The organism is Pantoea sp. X-Soil-ISGK-355 (assembly GCF_059730805.1).
The window spans coordinates 3,051,043-3,068,435 of the sequence record NZ_AP035971.1 but is presented as its reverse complement, the minus strand read 5'-3'; the positions used below and the strand labels follow the sequence as shown (position 1 = coordinate 3,068,435).

At 57.1% G+C, this 17,393-nt stretch carries 12 protein-coding genes; all 12 read left to right on the top strand.

Translation table 11 applies throughout. The annotated features are described in order from the left end of the window. The first annotated feature begins 32 nt into the window (after positions 1–32). Entirely contained in the window at positions 33–4,925 is a 4,893-nt protein-coding gene (locus tag AC6I8J_RS14035; RefSeq protein ID WP_497825490.1) for an alpha-2-macroglobulin family protein, read from the top strand. 12 nt (positions 4,926–4,937) lie between these two features. Continuing rightward, complete coding sequence (gene pbpC, locus AC6I8J_RS14030; protein WP_253419658.1) at positions 4,938–7,262, top strand: peptidoglycan glycosyltransferase PbpC; 2,325 nt, start codon at positions 4,938–4,940, stop codon at positions 7,260–7,262. Between the two features lie 175 nt (positions 7,263–7,437). Then, positions 7,438–7,869 carry a nucleoside-diphosphate kinase gene (gene ndk / locus AC6I8J_RS14025; protein WP_003848684.1) on the top strand — a complete coding sequence of 144 codons (432 nt, stop codon included), beginning with the start codon at positions 7,438–7,440 and terminating at the stop codon, positions 7,867–7,869. A gap of 186 nt (positions 7,870–8,055) precedes the next feature. Then, complete coding sequence (rlmN, locus tag AC6I8J_RS14020) at positions 8,056–9,225, top strand: dual-specificity RNA methyltransferase RlmN (RefSeq protein WP_161734349.1); 1,170 nt, start codon at positions 8,056–8,058, stop codon at positions 9,223–9,225. A gap of 80 nt (positions 9,226–9,305) precedes the next feature. Then, positions 9,306–10,040: a type IV pilus biogenesis/stability protein PilW gene (gene pilW / locus AC6I8J_RS14015; protein ID WP_253419655.1), complete on the top strand. Its 735-nt coding sequence runs from the start codon at positions 9,306–9,308 to the stop codon at positions 10,038–10,040. Further along, positions 10,030–11,043 carry a cytoskeleton protein RodZ gene (gene rodZ / locus AC6I8J_RS14010; RefSeq protein ID WP_497825489.1) on the top strand — a complete coding sequence of 338 codons (1,014 nt, stop codon included), beginning with the start codon at positions 10,030–10,032 and terminating at the stop codon, positions 11,041–11,043. Before pilW ends, rodZ begins: the two co-directional genes overlap by 11 nt. 37 nt (positions 11,044–11,080) lie before the next feature. After that, complete coding sequence (gene ispG, locus AC6I8J_RS14005; RefSeq protein WP_003848692.1) at positions 11,081–12,202, top strand: flavodoxin-dependent (E)-4-hydroxy-3-methylbut-2-enyl-diphosphate synthase; 1,122 nt, start codon at positions 11,081–11,083, stop codon at positions 12,200–12,202. A gap of 105 nt (positions 12,203–12,307) precedes the next feature. Continuing rightward, positions 12,308–13,582: a histidine--tRNA ligase gene (gene hisS / locus AC6I8J_RS14000; RefSeq protein WP_161734343.1), complete on the top strand. Its 1,275-nt coding sequence runs from the start codon at positions 12,308–12,310 to the stop codon at positions 13,580–13,582. Positions 13,583–13,621: 39 nt separating this feature from the next. Beyond that, the gene (locus AC6I8J_RS13995; RefSeq protein ID WP_161734341.1) at positions 13,622–14,239 is read left to right on the top strand and encodes a YfgM family protein; all 618 of its coding nucleotides are present in this window, start codon (positions 13,622–13,624) and stop codon (positions 14,237–14,239) included. Positions 14,240–14,258: 19 nt separating this feature from the next. After that, positions 14,259–15,440: an outer membrane protein assembly factor BamB gene (gene bamB / locus AC6I8J_RS13990; RefSeq protein ID WP_013358724.1), complete on the top strand. Its 1,182-nt coding sequence runs from the start codon at positions 14,259–14,261 to the stop codon at positions 15,438–15,440. Between the two features lie 174 nt (positions 15,441–15,614). Then, a complete protein-coding gene (gene der / locus AC6I8J_RS13985; protein ID WP_033733523.1) occupies positions 15,615–17,105 on the top strand; it encodes a ribosome biogenesis GTPase Der in 1,491 nt (496 codons plus the stop codon). Between the two features lie 63 nt (positions 17,106–17,168). Beyond that, positions 17,169–17,390: a zinc ribbon domain-containing protein gene (locus tag AC6I8J_RS13980; RefSeq protein WP_161734340.1), complete on the top strand. Its 222-nt coding sequence runs from the start codon at positions 17,169–17,171 to the stop codon at positions 17,388–17,390. Positions 17,391–17,393 lie beyond the last annotated feature (3 nt).

Below are 17,393 nucleotides of genomic sequence, written 5' to 3'. Positions count from 1 at the left end.
GACACTCCCTGCGTCCCGGTGAAGGAACTACCATGAAGAAACGCAACAACCGGCTGCTGCTCAGCATGCTGATCGGTGGCTCGCTGCTGTCAGCGACTCTGTTACCTGTTCTGCCTCTTCAGGCGGCAGAGATATCCACAACCGCCCAGGTCAGCAAACCGCTGACGATTATCGATCTTTCGGAACTGCAGATCGACGGTGCCGCTGCGCTGGTCTTAACCTTCAGCCAGCCACTGGATGACAAGCAGGACATCGCGCAGAAAGTCAGGCTGACCGACGATAAACAGGGCCGGGTGGATGGCGGCTGGGAACTTGCCGCTAATCGTAAAACGTTGCGCTTCCGCCATCCCGAGCCGTCGCGCCACTTTACCGTCACGGTGGATGCGGGACTGCGTGCGGCCAGCGGTGAGACGCTTGCCGCCGATTACAGTCAGAAAATCGTCACCCGTGATATCCAGCCGATGGTGGGCTTTGCCAGTCGCGGTTCACTGCTGCCGCTGCGTATCACCCAGGGATTGCCGGTGCTGGCGCTGAATGTTGACCAGGTCGATGTCGATTTCTTCCGGATAAAGAATGCCGGCCTGGCGGAATTTCTCTCGCAGTGGAATTACGGCAACAACCTCTCAAGCTGGCAGTCGCAGGAGCTGCTGAAAAGCAGCCAGCTGGTTTATAGCGGACGCTTTGAGCTCAACCCGGCGCGAAACACGCGTGAAAAACTGCAACTGCCGATGAGTGACATCAAGGTGCTTCAGCAGCCCGGCGTCTATCTGGCCGTCATGAAGCAGGCCGGGACTTATCACTACAGCCAGCCCGCCACGCTTTTCACCCTGAGCGATATTGGCCTGTCACTGCACCGCTTCCCGGCTCAGTTTGAACTCTTTGCCCAGAGTCTGGCAAGCGGCCAGCCACTTTCCGGCGTCAGCGTCAGATTGCTGGATGAGAAAGGGCAGGTTCTGCAGAGCGGTACCAGTGACAGCACCGGTCATCTGCGCCTGAAAGCGGATGAAAAAGGTAAGCTCCTGCTGGCCGTGCAGGGTGAACAGACCTCGATGATCGACCTGGCGCGTCCGGCGCTGGATCTCGCTGAGTTTCCGGTTGCCGGACCGCAGGGCTATGACAAACAGCTGTTTGTCTTTGGCCCACGTGATATCTACCGGCCCGGCGAAATCGTCATCGTCAATGCGCTGCTGCGCGATGCCGACGGACATCCGTTGCCCGCCCAGCCGATCAAAGCGGAGCTGGTGCAGCCTGACGGCCAGGTGATGCGGACCTTTGTCTGGCAGTCTGAAGCGGGATTCTACCAGCAGCGACTGGCGCTGCCCGCGTCGGCCATGACCGGCGACTGGATGCTGCGACTGAATACCGGCGATAACCTCAAGCGCGAGTGGAAGTTTCACGTCGAAGATTTTCTGCCGGAGCGTATGGCGTTAACCCTGAAAAATGACCCTCAGCCACAGGCCGCTGATGCCAGTGTTGAATTCGGTATTGAGGGGCGCTATCTCTATGGCGCCCCAGCAGCAGGTAACACGCTACAGGGTCAACTCTATCTGCGACCGGCACGCGAGGCGGTGACTGCACTGCCAGGCTACCAGTTTGGTGACATCACCGAAGAGGGATTAAAGCGCACGCTGGATGAGGTGGACCTCAAGCTCGATGCCAGCGGTAAAGCACAACTCACGGTAGAAAATCAGTGGGATCAGCTGCACTCCCCGCTTAACCTGATCCTGCAGGCCAGCCTGCTGGAGACCGGCGGACGTCCGATCACCCGTCGTGCCACCCAGGCCATCTGGCCCGCTGACGCCCTGCCGGGTATCCGGCCGCTGTTTGGTAACAAGGCGGTTTATGACTACCGCAGTGACAGCTATCACGATGAGCCTACCGTGCCGGAACAGAGCCTGGCCGAATTCGACATTGTTTATGCCAACAGTCAGGGCAAAAAACTGGCAGCGGACAAGCTGGATGTGCGCCTGATCCGTGAGCGCCGCGATTACTACTGGAGCTTCTCTGACAGCGAAGGCTGGCAGTCGCAGTATAGCGACAAGGATCTGCAGGAAGATGAACGCGCCATCTCTATCCCGGCTGATGGCAGCACCAAAGTCAGCTTCCCGGTCGAGTGGGGCCACTACCGGCTGGAAGTGCAGGCGGGCGAGAAGATCGTCAGCAGCGTCCGGTTCCAGGCGGGTTATGACTGGCAGGATAACACCAACGGCACAGGTGCATTGCGTCCCGATCAGGTCAGACTGAAGCTGGACAAAGCCGCTTACCAGCCGGGCGATACCGTGCACCTGCAGGTCGAATCACCGGCGGCCGGTAAAGGCTACCTGATGGTGGAGTCGAGCAGCGGCACGCTCTGGTGGCAGCCGCTGACCGTACCTAAGGGCGGCACAACGGTGGATGTGCCGGTGGCTGAGAGCTGGCAGCGGCACGATCTCTACTTCAGCGCTATTGTGGTGCGTGACGGCGATAAGGTCAGCGGCGCAACACCCAAACGCGCGGTAGGGCTATTGCACCTGCCGATGGCGACTGAAGCACGTCGCTTAAACCTGACGCTTGCGGCACCCGATAAAATTCGCCCGGAGCAACGCCTGACGGTCAACATTCACGCCAGTCGTGACGGCGGTCCGCTACCAGAAAAAGTGAATGTGCTCCTGTCCGCGGTGGACAGTGGTGTACTGAGCGTGACGGATTATAAAACCCCCGATCCGTGGCAGGCTTTCTTTGGCCGTAAACGCTACAACGTCGATCAGTATGACGTCTTTGGTCAGTTGATCGAAGGCGGCGGCCGGCTTGCGGCACTGCGTTTTGGTGGTGATGGCGAGGATGAATCGATGACGCGCGGCGGTAAAAAACCGGTGACGCACGTCAATATCGTCGCACAGCAGTTACAGGCGGTGACGCTGGATAAAGAGGGCAACGGATCGATTACGCTGCCGATCCCGGCGTTTAACGGCGAACTGCGACTGATGACCCAGGCATGGAGCGATGACAGCTTCGGCGCGGCCGAACGCAAACTGGTGGTTGCGGCGCCGCTGATCAGCGAACTGGCCACCCCGCGCTTCCTGGCCAGCGGTGACTCGGCATCTCTGGCGCTGGATCTCACTAACCTGACCGATCTGCCGCAAACCCTGAAGGTGGATCTCTCCAGCAGTGGCCTGGTGGATCTGGCCGGTGCTGCCAGCCAGAGCGTCACGCTGGCTAAAGGTGCACGCAGCACGTTGCAGATTCCGGTCACGGCGAAAACGGGTTTTGGTGATGGCGAGATCACCGTACAGATTTCCGGTCTGAACCTGCCGGGTGAGCAGGTTAAGCCCGGCAGACAGCAGTGGAAAATTGGCGTCAGACCGCCTTATCCGGCGCAGACGCTGAACTTTGATGCCGTGATCAGCCCCGATCAGCCCTGGGAGGTCGCGGCGGCGGCGCTTACGGGGCTGGATGCACAAACCCTGAGCGGACAGCTGACGCTGAGCAATCGTCCGCCGCTGAATATCGCCAGCTATATCAGTGCGCTTTATGCCTATCCCTACGGCTGTCTGGAGCAGACTACCAGCGGGCTCTGGCCTTCGCTCTATACCAGTCATGCTGAGCTGACCGCGATGGGCATTAAAACCAGCAGCGATGAAGCACGACGGGCCGCCGTCGACACCGGTATTGCCCGTCTGGCCGGGATGCAGCGCGCTAACGGCAGCTTCGGGCTGTGGGATAAACAAGGTGAAGAGGAGTTCTGGCTGACACCTTACGTGACGGACTTCCTGCTTCGCGCCAGCGAGGTGGGCTATGCGCTGCCGGATAATGTGGTGGAGCGCGCTAATGCACGGCTGCTGCGCTATCTGCAGGATCCCTCGCAGATAAGCGGCGGCGGTGATAACAATGCCGCGCTGCAGTTCAGCGTACAGGCTTACGCCGGACTCGTGCTGGCGCGTCAGCAGCGTGCGCCACTGGGTGCGTTGCGTGCATTGTATGAAAAACGAGAGAAAGCTCGTTCCGGCCTGGCGCTGATGCAGCTTGGTGTAGCGCTGAAGCTGATGGGTGACGGACAGCGTGCACAGCAGGCGATCATGCAGGGAGCTACGCTGACGCGTTCAGACAACGAGTGGTATGGCGACTACGGTAGCACGGTGCGCGATCAGGGGATGATGATTGCCCTGTTAGCAGAAAATAAGCTGCAGCCGGATTTGCAAAATAGTCTGCTGCTGTCCCTGTCCAAAGAGGTCAACGGCAAACGCTGGTTCTCGACGCAGGAAAATAATGCACTTTATCTGGCAGCACACACTCTGCAACGTGCACAGGGCGGAAGCTGGCAGGCGCTATTATCGGGCAATCCTGAACCTCTGCAGGGCGATGCGCCACTGAATAAAGGGCTGGCGGCTGAACGCCTGTTGCAGGGCTTAGCCATCCGTAACCCGGGCAGTGCACCGCTGTATGGTCGTCTGGATGTGACAGGCTATCCGCTGACCGCCCCACAGCCGGAGAGCAATGTGCTCGGGATAAAACGTGAATACTTCACCCTGGATGGCAAAGCCGCCGATCTCAGTAATCTGCGCAGCGGGGAGTTGCTGGTAGTGCGTCTGACCGTTTCGTCAAAGCGCAGCATCAATGATGCGCTGGTGGTGGATCTGCTGCCTGCCGGTCTGGAGCTGGAAAACCAGAATCTGGCCGACAGCAGCGCCAGCCTCGGTGACAGTGCGGATGCGCTGAAGGAGAGCATGGGCGACATGCAGCAGGCCGACATTAAACACATTGAGTTCCGCGACGATCGCTTTGTCGCGGCACTGGCGGTGGATACTTATCGTCCCGCAACGCTGGTCTATCTGGCGCGGGCGGTCACGCCGGGTCGCTTCCTGGTGCCGCCTCCACAGGTGGAGTCGATGTATGTGCCGGAGTGGCGCGCCACCGGCAGCACGCCGTCGCAGTTGCATATTCAGTAAGTGACGCGACGCGTGTTAAAACCTCGCACCCTTAAAAAGGGGTGGCTCGTGCTGCCGCTTTTTTTTCTGGGTTTATGGCTGGCGACGTGGGGACTGGATCGGCTGTTTCCGCTTCCGCTTAAACAGGTGCAGCCTGCACGGGTCATTGTGGCCAGCGACGGTACGCCGCTGTGGCGCTTTGCTGACAGCAAGGGTATCTGGCGCTATCCGGTCACGCCAGAGGAGGTGGCACCGGCTTATCTGCAGGCGCTGCTGACCTATGAAGATCGCTGGTTCTGGTATCACCCCGGCATCAACCCTCTGGCCCTGCTGCGTGCCGCCTGGCAGGATTTGCGTCATCAGAGTGTGATTTCCGGCGGCAGCACCCTGACTATGCAGGTGGCGCGCCTTATCGACCCGCAACCCCGCACGTTGCGGGGCAAGCTGATTCAGGCGTGGCGTGCGCTGCAGCTGGAGTGGCATCTTTCCAAACGTGACATCCTGACGCTCTATCTTAACCGTGCGCCCTTTGGCGGTACGCTGGAAGGGGTGGGCGCAGCAAGCTGGAGCTGGCTGGGAAAAGCGCCGTCACAGCTGACACCAGGCGAAGCGGCGCTGCTGGCCGTGTTGCCGCAGGCACCCAGCCGTCTGCGGCCCGATCGCTGGCCTGAACGGGCGGAAGCCGCTCGCAATAAAGTGCTGGATCGACTGGCGCAATACCGCATCTGGTCCGCTGAACAGGTGGCGGAAATCCGTCAGGAGCCGGTGTGGCTGCCGCCGCGCCAGATGCCGCAGATGGCACCGCTGCTGGCCCGGCGACTGCTGTCGAGCAGCCGCAGCGATAAGATTGTCTCTACGCTCGATCCTTCACTGCAGCGCGAACTGGAAAGCCTGGCGCTGAACGTTAAAAATCAGCTGCCGCCGCGCACCTCACTGGCCATGCTGGTGGTGGATCACACCACCATGGCGGTTCGTGGCTACGTCGGCTCGGCTGACTTTACTGATGACAGCCGTTTTGGTCATGTGGATATGATCGCCAGCGTGCGCTCGCCAGGTTCGGTGTTAAAACCCTTTATTTACGGCATGGCGCTGGACGAAGGGCTGATTCATGCCGAATCGCTGCTGCAGGATGTGCCGCGTCGCTTTGGTGATTACCGGCCCGGCAACTTTGACACCGGTTTTCACGGACCGGTCAGCGCCAGTGAGGCGCTGGTACGCTCCCTGAATCTGCCCGCCGTTCAGCTGCTGGAAGCACTTGGGCCAAAAAACGTCGCGGCGCGGCTGCGTAATGTGGGGCTGAATTTACGTTTTCCGCCTGGCGCGGAACCCAATCTTTCGCTGATTCTCGGCGGCACCGGGGCGCGCATGGATGAGATCGTGGCAGCCTACAGCGCCTTTGCCCGTCACGGCAATGCTGCTCAGCTGCGCTGGATGCCCGATCAACCGTTGCAGCAACGGCCGCTGCTATCAAAGGAATCGGCGTGGATCATCCGGCGTATCCTCGCAGGCGAAGCGCAGCCTGCCGGTAATGGCAGCGTACCCGACGTGGTGCCGCTGGCCTGGAAGACCGGCACCAGCTACGGCTATCGCGACGCCTGGTCGGTGGGTATCAATCCTCGCTATCTGATCGGCGTCTGGGTCGGGCGCCCGGATGCCACTCCGGTTGCCGGGCAGTTTGGTTTCGCCTCTGCTGTGCCGATTATGAATCAGATTAACAGCATGCTGATGAGCCGACTCGGCAGGCGTGACGTACCAGGCGATCCGCGTCCGGCCTCGGTCACGGTAGCGACCCTCTGCTGGCCTGGTGGTCAGCCGCTGCCCGCCGGAGATGAAAACTGTCGTCAGCGGCGGCAAAGCTGGGTCGCCTCAGACACTCTGCCGCCAACGCTGCTGGCACCGGGTCAGGAGAGCCTCAGCGGATTACGCCTGAGTTACTGGCAGAATGCGCAGGGACTGCGCGTTGCCGCTGACTGCCCCGGCGCCACCCGTCACGAACGGCTGGTCTGGCCGCTGCCGCTGGAAGCCTGGCTGCCGCCTCAGGAGCGGCGGGCGCAGCGTCTGCCAGCTGTTGATACGCACTGTCCACCGCTACAGCAGGGCAGCAGTGCACCGCTGATCGTCACCGGCGTCATTGAGGGACAAATCGTTAAGCCGCTGCCGGGCAACAGTGCACTGACGATCCCGGTCGCGGTGCAGGGAGGGCAGGGCGCGCAGCGCTGGTGGTTCCTGAATGGTGAGCCTCTCACGACGCAAAACGCCGCAGAGATGTCGCTGCATCTTGATCATCCAGGCGAGTATCAGCTGGTGGTGATGGATGAAGAGGGCCAGCTTGTCTCGGTCACCTTCAGTCGGGGATGATGGTTTTCTGCGCTAAATCATAACTGAAGCGCATCCGCTTCGACTCAGATCAAGAATTTTCAACAAATTAGGGATCTCTGATAGGCAATGCCGGACTCAGCCCCTATAATCGGCGCCGTTTATTAACCGGGGCGGACGCCACCGGTTTCTTCAGAACGTCAAGACAGAGGTCATCATGGCAATCGAACGTACTTTTTCTATCATCAAGCCAAACGCCGTCGCTAAAAATGTGATTGGTGCTATCTACAACCGTTTTGAAAGCGCAGGCTTCAAAATCGTTGGCGCTAAAATGCTGCAGCTGAGCAAAGAGCAGGCTGAAGGCTTTTACGCTGAGCACCAGGGCAAGCCATTCTTCGATGGTCTGGTTGAATTCATGACCTCTGGCCCGGTTGTTGTTTCCGTGCTGGAAGGTGAAAATGCCGTTCAGCGTCACCGTGACCTGATGGGTGCCACTAACCCGGCAAACGCACTGGCTGGCACTCTGCGTGCTGACTACGCTGACAGCTTCACCGAAAACGCGACCCACGGTTCAGATTCAGCGGAATCTGCTGCCCGTGAAATCGCTTATTTCTTCGGCGAAAACGAAATCTGCCCACGTACTCGTTAATCGCCCGGCGATAAACGTTACAGCGGCTTTACAAAAATCTGCGTAGGGGAGGTCACTCCCGCCTGTTATCAGGCCGCAGATGTTGTACAATATTGCGCCTTCATTGACATCGCTTAATGAAGGCGCAATTTTTTCACCTATCCCTGAACAGCGCCATAACGTGTAACAACGAGGCCAGAGAATATTATGTCCGAACAGATTGTGACGTCCGCGTCCGCATCCCCTATTGTCGTCTCCCCCAAAAACCAGAAAATTAACCTGCTGGATCTCAACCGTCAGCAGATGCGCGAATTCTTCCTGTCGCTGGGTGAAAAGCCGTTCCGCGCCGATCAGGTCATGAAGTGGATTTATCACTACTGCTGCGATGATTTCGAGCAGATGACCGACATCAACAAAAAGCTGCGTAACCGGCTAATGGAGCTGACGGAGATCCGCGCACCAGAAGTGGCGGAAGAGATGCGCTCTACCGACGGCACCATCAAATGGGCCATTCGTGTAGGTGACCAGCTGGTGGAAACGGTCTACATCCCGGAAGGCGACCGCGCTACGCTCTGTGTTTCGTCACAGGTGGGGTGTGCGCTGGAGTGTAAATTCTGTTCGACCGCACAGCAGGGCTTTAACCGTAACCTGCGGGTGTCAGAAATTATTGGTCAGGTGTGGCGTGCGGCGAAAATTGTCGGCGCAGCGAAAATTACCGGCCAGCGTCCTATCACCAACGTGGTGATGATGGGCATGGGTGAGCCGCTGCTCAACCTCAATAACGTGGTCCCGGCGATGGAGATCATGCTGGATGACTTCGGCTTTGGTCTGTCGAAGCGTCGCGTGACCCTCTCTACTTCAGGTGTTGTTCCTGCGCTGGATAAACTGGGCGATATGATTGACGTCGCGCTGGCCATTTCCCTGCATGCGCCGAACGATAAGCTGCGTGATGATATCGTGCCGATCAACAAAAAGTACAATATCGAAACCTTCCTGGCGGCGGTGAAACGCTACATTGGTAAATCCAACGCCAATCAGGGACGTGTGACCATTGAGTACGTGTTGCTGGATCATGTCAACGACAGCACCGACGATGCGCATGAACTTGCCGCATTACTGAAAGAAACACCGTGTAAAATCAACCTGATTCCATGGAACCCCTTCCCGGGTGCGCCGTATGGCCGTAGCTCAAACAGCCGCATTGATCGTTTCTCCAAGGTGCTGATGGACTATGGTTTTACCACCATCGTGCGTAAAACCCGTGGCGACGATATTGATGCCGCCTGTGGTCAGTTAGCCGGAGAAGTGATCGACCGTACCAAGCGAACGCTGCGTAAAAAAATGGCGGGTGAAGCCATATCTGTGAAGGCTCTCTAGAAGAGTGGCAGAGTGCGTTTCCTGAAGTGATGACGCGTGGCAGGCTGCAGCCTGTCAACGTCAACCGGATGGAAACGATTATGCGTAACGGATTACCTGCTGTTTTACTGGCGCTGTTTGTTGTAAGCGGGTGTGTCAGCCAGCCATACGAACCTGGCGCTGAAGAGGTGCGTCTGCAGTTAGGGATGCACTATCTGGCCGGTGGAGACTATACCGCAGCTGAGCGAAACTTTCTGCGTGCACAGGCCGCCGCGCCCGAGGACTACCGGGTCTCGCTTGCACTGGCACGGCTGGCGCAGCAGCAGGGTAATCAGACAGCGGCGCAGGCACGGTTTATACTGGCACAGCAGCAGGCCCCGGATAATGGTTTTGTTGCTAACAATTACGGTGCGTTTCTCTGCGCTTTAAGGCAGTATGACGAAGCGCATCAACAGTTTAGTCGGGCAGGCGCTGCACCTCAGTTTGATGCACGTAATGACGCGCGTGAACTGGCAGGGTTTTGTTATCTGCAGGCGGGCGATGTTGCCACTGCCCGCAGGACGTTACGCCAGGCCCTTGAGGCCGACAGACGCAAAGCGGATTCGTTGCTGTCGGAAGCTGAAAAGCTGATGGCAGATAACCAGCTGGCAAAGGTGCAGGTTTTGCTCGACGTTTACCAGCAACAGCTGCCCGAAACGGCACGAAGTCTGGCGTTACACTTACGTTTCGCCGCGCTACAGGGAAATGCCGCTGACGTTTCACGTTATGGCGACCAGTTAGCGCGACGTTTTCCGCAATCGATACAGTACCAGCGTTATTTAGCTAATGAATACTGAAGCCACTCAAGAAAACTCTGCATTACATTCAACAGGTGAACGCCTGCGTCTGGCCCGTGAGCAGATGGGGCTGACGCAGCAGAACGTCGCTGAGCGCCTGTGCCTGAAACTCTCTACCGTGCGTGACATTGAGGAAGACAAATCGCCTGCCGATTTAGCCTCTACGTTCCTGCGCGGCTACATTCGTTCTTACGCGCGTCTGGTGCACATTCCTGAAGAGGAACTGCTGCCAATGATGGCGAAACAGACACCGGTTCGGGCTGCAAAAATCGAACCGATGCAAAGTTTCTCGCTGGGTAAGCGCCGCAAAAAACGCGACGGCTGGCTGATGATTTTCACCTGGCTGGTCGTGTTTGTGGTGGTGGGTCTGACCGGCGCCTGGTGGTGGCAGAATCATAAAGCGTCGCAGGATGATCTGGTGCCGATGACCGATCAGAACAGCAGCAGTGATAACGGTCAGTCGATTCCGCTGGGTGAATCCAGCGGTGACAGCGTGGCACCTGCCGCGCCTGACGAAAGCAATACCGCGACCCGCGATAACAGTGCGGCCAGCACGCCAGCGAGTACGGCTCCGGCCGCCAGCGCCAGCAATGGCGCGACTGCTGCACAGCAGGACACCAGCAGCAATGCGGTGGTGTCGCCAAGTCAGGCTCCTGTGGAAAACACGGCGGCTGCGCCTGCAGCCACCCAGTCCGGTACCAGCACATCACCTCAGATGCCAGTCGGCGCAGCCGCGGTCAGTGAACCGGCTGCTGACCCTAACGCAGTGGTCATGACTTTTAACGCCGACTGCTGGCTGGAAGTGAGTGATGCCACCGGCAAAAAACTGTTCAGCGGTATTCAGCGCAGTGGTGGTAAACTCAGCCTGGCAGGAACGCCTCCGTATCGTCTGAAAATTGGCGCGCCGTCCGCGGTTCAGGTGCAATATCAGAATCAGCCCGTTGATTTAAGCCGTTTTATCCGTAATAACCAGGTTGCTCGCCTGACGTTGGGTGCGCAATAACAGCGTATCGCGTACCGGGCAATTGTGGAGAAGAAATATGCATAACGAAGCACCCATTATCCGCCGTAAATCCAAACGCATTTACGTCGGCAAGGTGCCGGTCGGTGACGGCGCGCCAATCGCCGTACAGTCGATGACCAACACCCGCACCACTGACGTGGAAGCGACGGTAAATCAGATCAAAGCCCTTGAGCGAGTCGGTGTCGACATCGTTCGTATCTCGGTGCCTACCATGGATGCCGCAGAAGCGTTCAGGCTGATCAAACAGCAGGTGAACGTCCCGCTGGTTGCAGATATTCATTTTGACTACCGCATCGCCCTGAAAGTCGCCGAATATGGCGTTGACTGCCTGCGCATCAATCCCGGTAACATCGGGAACAATGAGCGCATCCGTATGGTGGTCGACTGCGCACGCGACAATAATATTCCGATCCGAATTGGCGTAAACGCCGGTTCGCTGGAAAAAGATCTGCAGGAGAAGTATGGCGAGCCGACGCCACAGGCGCTGCTGGAATCCGCCATGCGCCATGTCGATCATCTCGACCGTCTTAACTTCGATCAATTCAAAGTCAGCGTAAAAGCGTCAGATGTCTTCCTCGCCGTTGAATCTTATCGTCTGCTGGCGAAACAGATCGAACAGCCTCTGCATCTCGGCATTACCGAAGCGGGTGGCGCACGTGCGGGCGCGGTGAAATCGGCGATTGGCCTGGGACTGCTGCTGTCAGAAGGGATCGGCGATACGCTACGCATCTCGCTGGCGGCCGATCCAGTTGAAGAAGTCAAAGTCGGTTTCGATATCCTGAAGTCACTGCGCATTCGTTCTCGCGGTATCAACTTCATCGCCTGTCCGACCTGCTCACGTCAGGAGTTTGACGTCATCGGTACGGTCAACGCGCTTGAGCAGCGTCTGGAAGATCTCATCACGCCGATGGACGTCTCCATTATCGGCTGCGTAGTCAACGGACCGGGCGAAGCGACCCTCTCTACGCTGGGCGTGACCGGCGGCAGCAAGAAGAGCGGTTTCTACGAAGATGGTGTGCGTCAGCGCGATCGTCTCGACAACAATGACATGATCGATCAGCTGGAAGCGCGCATTCGTGCCAAAGCGTCGATGCTGGATGCCAGCCGCCGTATTGATGTTCAGCATCTGGAAAAATAATGGCGTGCGCGGCCTGCGTACGTGACTTTTTTGACTGAACCTGTGCGGTTTCATCCTCATAAGGTATGATGCCGGACAGGTTTTTTTGCATTAAGAGATTTTAACGTGGCGAAGAATATACAGGCAATTCGCGGGATGAACGACTACCTGCCTGCGGATACTGCCCTCTGGCAACGGATTGAAGGCGTTCTCAAGCAGACGCTGGCGAGCTACGGTTACAGCGAAATTCGCTTACCGCTGGTGGAGCAAACCCCACTGTTTAAACGCGCCATCGGTGAAGTCACCGATGTGGTTGAAAAAGAGATGTATACCTTTGATGACCGCAACGGTGAAAGCCTGACGCTGCGTCCGGAAGGCACGGCAGGCTGCGTGCGCGCCGGTATCGAACACGGTTTACTCTACAACCAGGAACAGCGCCTGTGGTACATGGGCCCCATGTTCCGCTATGAGCGTCCGCAGAAAGGCCGCTATCGTCAGTTCTATCAGATCGGCGTGGAAGTGTTTGGTCTGCAGGGACCGGACATTGATGCTGAACTGATCATGCTGAATGCCCGCTGGTGGAAAGCCCTGGGTATCTCTGAGCACGTTCGCCTGGAACTCAACTCTATCGGTTCACTGGAAGCACGCGCGCATTATCGTGACGCGCTGGTTGCCTTCCTTGAGCAGCACAAAGCGGTGCTGGACGAGGATTGCAAACGCCGCATGTACAGTAACCCGATGCGCGTTCTCGACAGTAAAAATCCCGAGGTTCAGCAACTGCTGAATGATGCGCCACAGCTTGGCGACTATCTGGATGACGAGTCTCGCGAGCACTTCAGCGGCCTGTGTGCGCTGCTGGATGACGCTGGCATCAGCTACACCGTCAATCAGCGTCTGGTACGCGGCCTGGATTATTACAACCGCACCGTGATTGAGTGGGTCACCGATAGCCTGGGTTCACAGGGCACGGTGTGTGGCGGCGGTCGCTACGATGGCCTGGTTGAGCAGCTTGGTGGTCGTGCAACACCTGCCGTGGGTTTCGCCATGGGCATGGAGCGTCTGGTGTTGCTGGTTCAGGCGGTTAATCCTGAATTTGAACCGACGAGCAATGTGGATGTCTATGTTATCGCTTCAGGTCAGGGCGTGCAGTCTGCTGCGATGCAACTGGCTGAGAAATTGCGTGATGAAGCGCCGGAACTGAGGCTGATGACTAACTTTGGCGGCGGCAACTTTAAAAAGCAATTTGCCCGTGCTGACAAGTGGGGCGCACGCGTTGCCCTGGTGTTAGGCGAAGATGAAGTCAAAGCCGGTCAGGTCGTGATTAAAGATCTGCGCCGTGGCGAGCAGCAAACGCTGGATCAGGCAGAGGCTGCTGCTGTATTACGCACGCTGTTACAGTAAGCGTGACACAGCACCAACCATAGAAAGGAGAGGGATTGCGTGGAAGTGTATAGCAATGAGAACGAGCAGACCGACGCGCTGCGCAACTTTTTTGCCAGTAATGGCAAAGCGTTAGCCATTGGCGTAGTCATCGGCATTGCTGCGCTGGGTGGCTGGCGTTACTGGAGCAGTCATCAGGATGATACGGCGAAATCCGTGTCCGCGCAGTATCAGCAGCTCACCAGCGCCATGCAGGCGGATAAACCGGAAACGCTGGAAGCGGTTAACCGCTTTGCCAGTGAAAACAGCAATACCTACGGTGCGCTGGCTGCGATGGATCTGGCGAAGCAGTATGTTGACGCCGGTCAGCTTGATAAGGCCGCAACGCTGCTGCAAAACGGACTGAAAGATACGAAAGATGCCAATCTGCAGGCGGTGATTAACCTGCGCCTGGCACGCATTCAACTGCAACAGAATCAAGCGGATGCGGCGCTTAAAACCCTTGACGGTGTGAAGGGTGATGGCTGGACAGCCATTGTGGCCGATATTCGCGGCGAAGCGCTGCTGACCAAAGGTGACAGGCAGGGCGCGCGCGATGCCTGGAGTAAAGGAGTCGAATCTGACGCCTCTCCGGCATTGAAGCAAATGATGCAGATGAAGATGAATAACTTAAGCTAAACCAGTCAAGAGAGAGCGCATGGAATTACGTAAATACCTGCTGCCGGGACTGATTTCAGTCACTTTGCTCAGCGGTTGTTCGCTGTTTAGCGGCGAAGAAGATGTAGTAAAAATGGCCCCGTTGCCGAAGGTGGAAAATCAGTTCACGCCACAGAAAGTGTGGAACACCTCGGTAGGCGATGGCGTCGGTGACTTCTACTCAAATCTGCATCCTGCCTGGCAGGACAACACCGTTTTTGCAGCCGATCGTTTTGGTATTGTCAAAGCGCTGGATGCCGCAGACGGTAAAGAAAAATGGAAAGTCGATCTCTCTGAAAAAACCGGTTTCTTCTCGAAAAACCGCTCAGCGCTGTTATCCGGCGGCCTGACCGCTGATGGCGATCGGGTTTATGTTGGCAGCGAGCGCGGCAAAGTTTATGCCCTGAACAGCAGCGATGGCAGCCTGGCCTGGCAGACCAGCGTCGCAGGTGAAGCGCTGTCTCGTCCTGTAGTCAGCGATGGTCTGGTACTGGTACATACCAGTAACGGCATGCTGCAGGGACTGGATCAGAGCAGCGGTGCGGTGAAGTGGAGCGTCAACCTGGATATGCCAGCGTTGTCTCTTCGCGGTGAATCTGCACCTGCTGTCGCATTTGGCGGCGCCATTGTCGGTGGCGACAACGGTCGCGTCAGTGCCGTGGTGATGAACCAGGGACAGCTGATCTGGCAGCAGCGTATTTCTCAGGTCAGCGGTGCCACTGAGATTGACCGTCTTAACGACGTCGATACCACGCCGGTTATCGTCAATGGCGTAGTGTATGCACTCGCTTACAACGGTAACCTGTCGGCGCTGGATCTGCGCTCTGGCCAGATTTTGTGGAAACGCGAAATTGGCGGTGTGAAAGATCTGATTGTCGATGCCGGTCGCATCTATCTGGTCGATCAGGATGACCGCGTGATTGCGCTGAACGCTGACGGCGGTGTTGCCATCTGGCGTCAAAGCGACCTGCTGCATCGCAACCTGACTTCTCCGGTGCTCTACAACGGCTACCTTGTGGTTGGCGACAGTGAAGGTTATCTGCACTGGCTAAACACCACTGATGGTCGTTTTGTTGCTCAGCAGAAACTGGATAGCTCAGGCTTCCAGACTGAGCCGGTGGTTGCCAGCGATAAGCTTCTGATCCAGTCGAAAGACGGCGAGGTTTATGCGATTACCCGTTAATGGGTAAACGTCTGGCAGGTGAAATCCTCCGTTTTGACGGCTCCTGATTTAATCAGGGGCCGTTTCGTTTTTAGTCAGGCATGGTATTCTTTGCGCCTTAAGCCTGAACTTAACGGCCAGAGCCGTTATAATCACGCCATTCGGGCGATTAATTATTTATTGAGGCATTTTGTTATGGTACCTGTGGTCGCGCTGGTTGGGCGTCCCAATGTGGGAAAATCTACGCTATTCAACCGCTTAACCCGCACACGTGATGCGCTGGTAGCGGATTTTCCTGGACTGACTCGCGATCGCAAATATGGTCGCGCCGAAGTGGAAGGGCGCGAATTTATTGTTATTGATACCGGTGGTATCGACGGCACCGAAGAGGGTGTTGAAACGCGGATGGCCGAGCAGTCACTGCTGGCGATTGAAGAAGCCGATGTTGTGCTGTTTATGGTTGATGCGCGTGCGGGCATGATGGCCGCCGATCAGCAAATTGCTAAGCATCTCCGCTCCCGTCAGAAAGCGACCTTCCTGGTGGCGAACAAAACTGACGGGCTCGATCCGGATCAGGCGGTTGTCGACTTCTATTCACTGGGCCTGGGCGAGATTCATGCCATTGCAGCCTCGCATGGTCGTGGTGTGAGTAGCCTGATAGAAGAGGCACTCCTGCCGTGGATGGACAAAGTTGAGGCGGTTGAGCTCACTGAAGAAGAAGAGAACCAGGCTTACTGGGCTGCGCTTGAAGCTGACGAGATTGCTGAGCAGGAAGCGGCGGAGGAAGAAGAAAACTTCGACCCGACTGGTTTGCCAATCAAACTGGCGATTGTTGGCCGTCCTAACGTAGGTAAGTCAACGCTTACTAACCGCATCCTCGGTGAAGATCGCGTGGTCGTCTACGACATGCCGGGCACCACCCGCGACAGTATTTATATTCCGATGGAGCGTGATGGACGTGAATACGTTCTGATCGACACCGCAGGCGTGCGTAAGCGTGCCAAAATCTCTGACACCGTTGAGAAATTCTCAGTCATCAAGACGCTGCAGGCGATTGAAGATGCCAACGTCGTGATGCTGGTGATTGATGCTCATGCCGGTATTTCCGATCAGGATCTCTCGCTGCTGGGCTTCATTCTTAACAGTGGTCGCTCGCTGGTGATTGTGGTCAACAAATGGGATGGCTTGTCGCAGGAAGTGCGTGATGAAGTGAAAGAGACGCTGGATTTCCGTCTGGGCTTTATCGATTTCGCCCGCATCCACTTTATCTCTGCGCTGCACGGGAGCGGCGTAGGTAATCTGTTTGAGTCGATCACGGAAGCCTATGACTGTTCGACCCGCCGCGTAAACACCTCGCTGCTGACCCGCATCATGAACATGGCGGCAGACGATCACCAGCCGCCGCTGGTACGCGGTCGTCGCGTTAAGCTTAAATACGCGCATGCTGGTGGCTATAACCCGCCTATCGTGGTGATCCACGGTAACCAGGTTAAGGATCTGCCTGATTCTTATAAACGCTACCTGATGAACTATTTCCGTAAATCACTTAACGTGATGGGAACGCCAATTCGCATTCAGTTCAAAGAGGGTGATAACCCTTATGAAGGCAAACGTAACCTGCTGACGCCAACGCAGCAGCGTAAGCGTAAGCGTCTGATGGCGCATATGAAAAAGAATAAGCGTTAACAAAATGAGGGCCATCTGGCCCTCTTTTTTTTTTGCGCTGAATAACGCAGGGTGGAGAACATAATGCGTGTGCTTTGTGAAAAATGTCAGCAACCGCTGTCGCTCAGCGACGGTGAATTTATCTGCACAGCCTGCGGAGCGCATTACCCGGCGCATCCCTGCTGTCCTGAGTGTCACCAGCCACTTGAAGTGCTGAAAGCCTGCGGCGCAGTGGACTATTTTTGCCGTAACGGACATGGTCTGATCTCCCGCAAGCGCGTAGTTTTCCAGCCACCCGGCCACTGACCT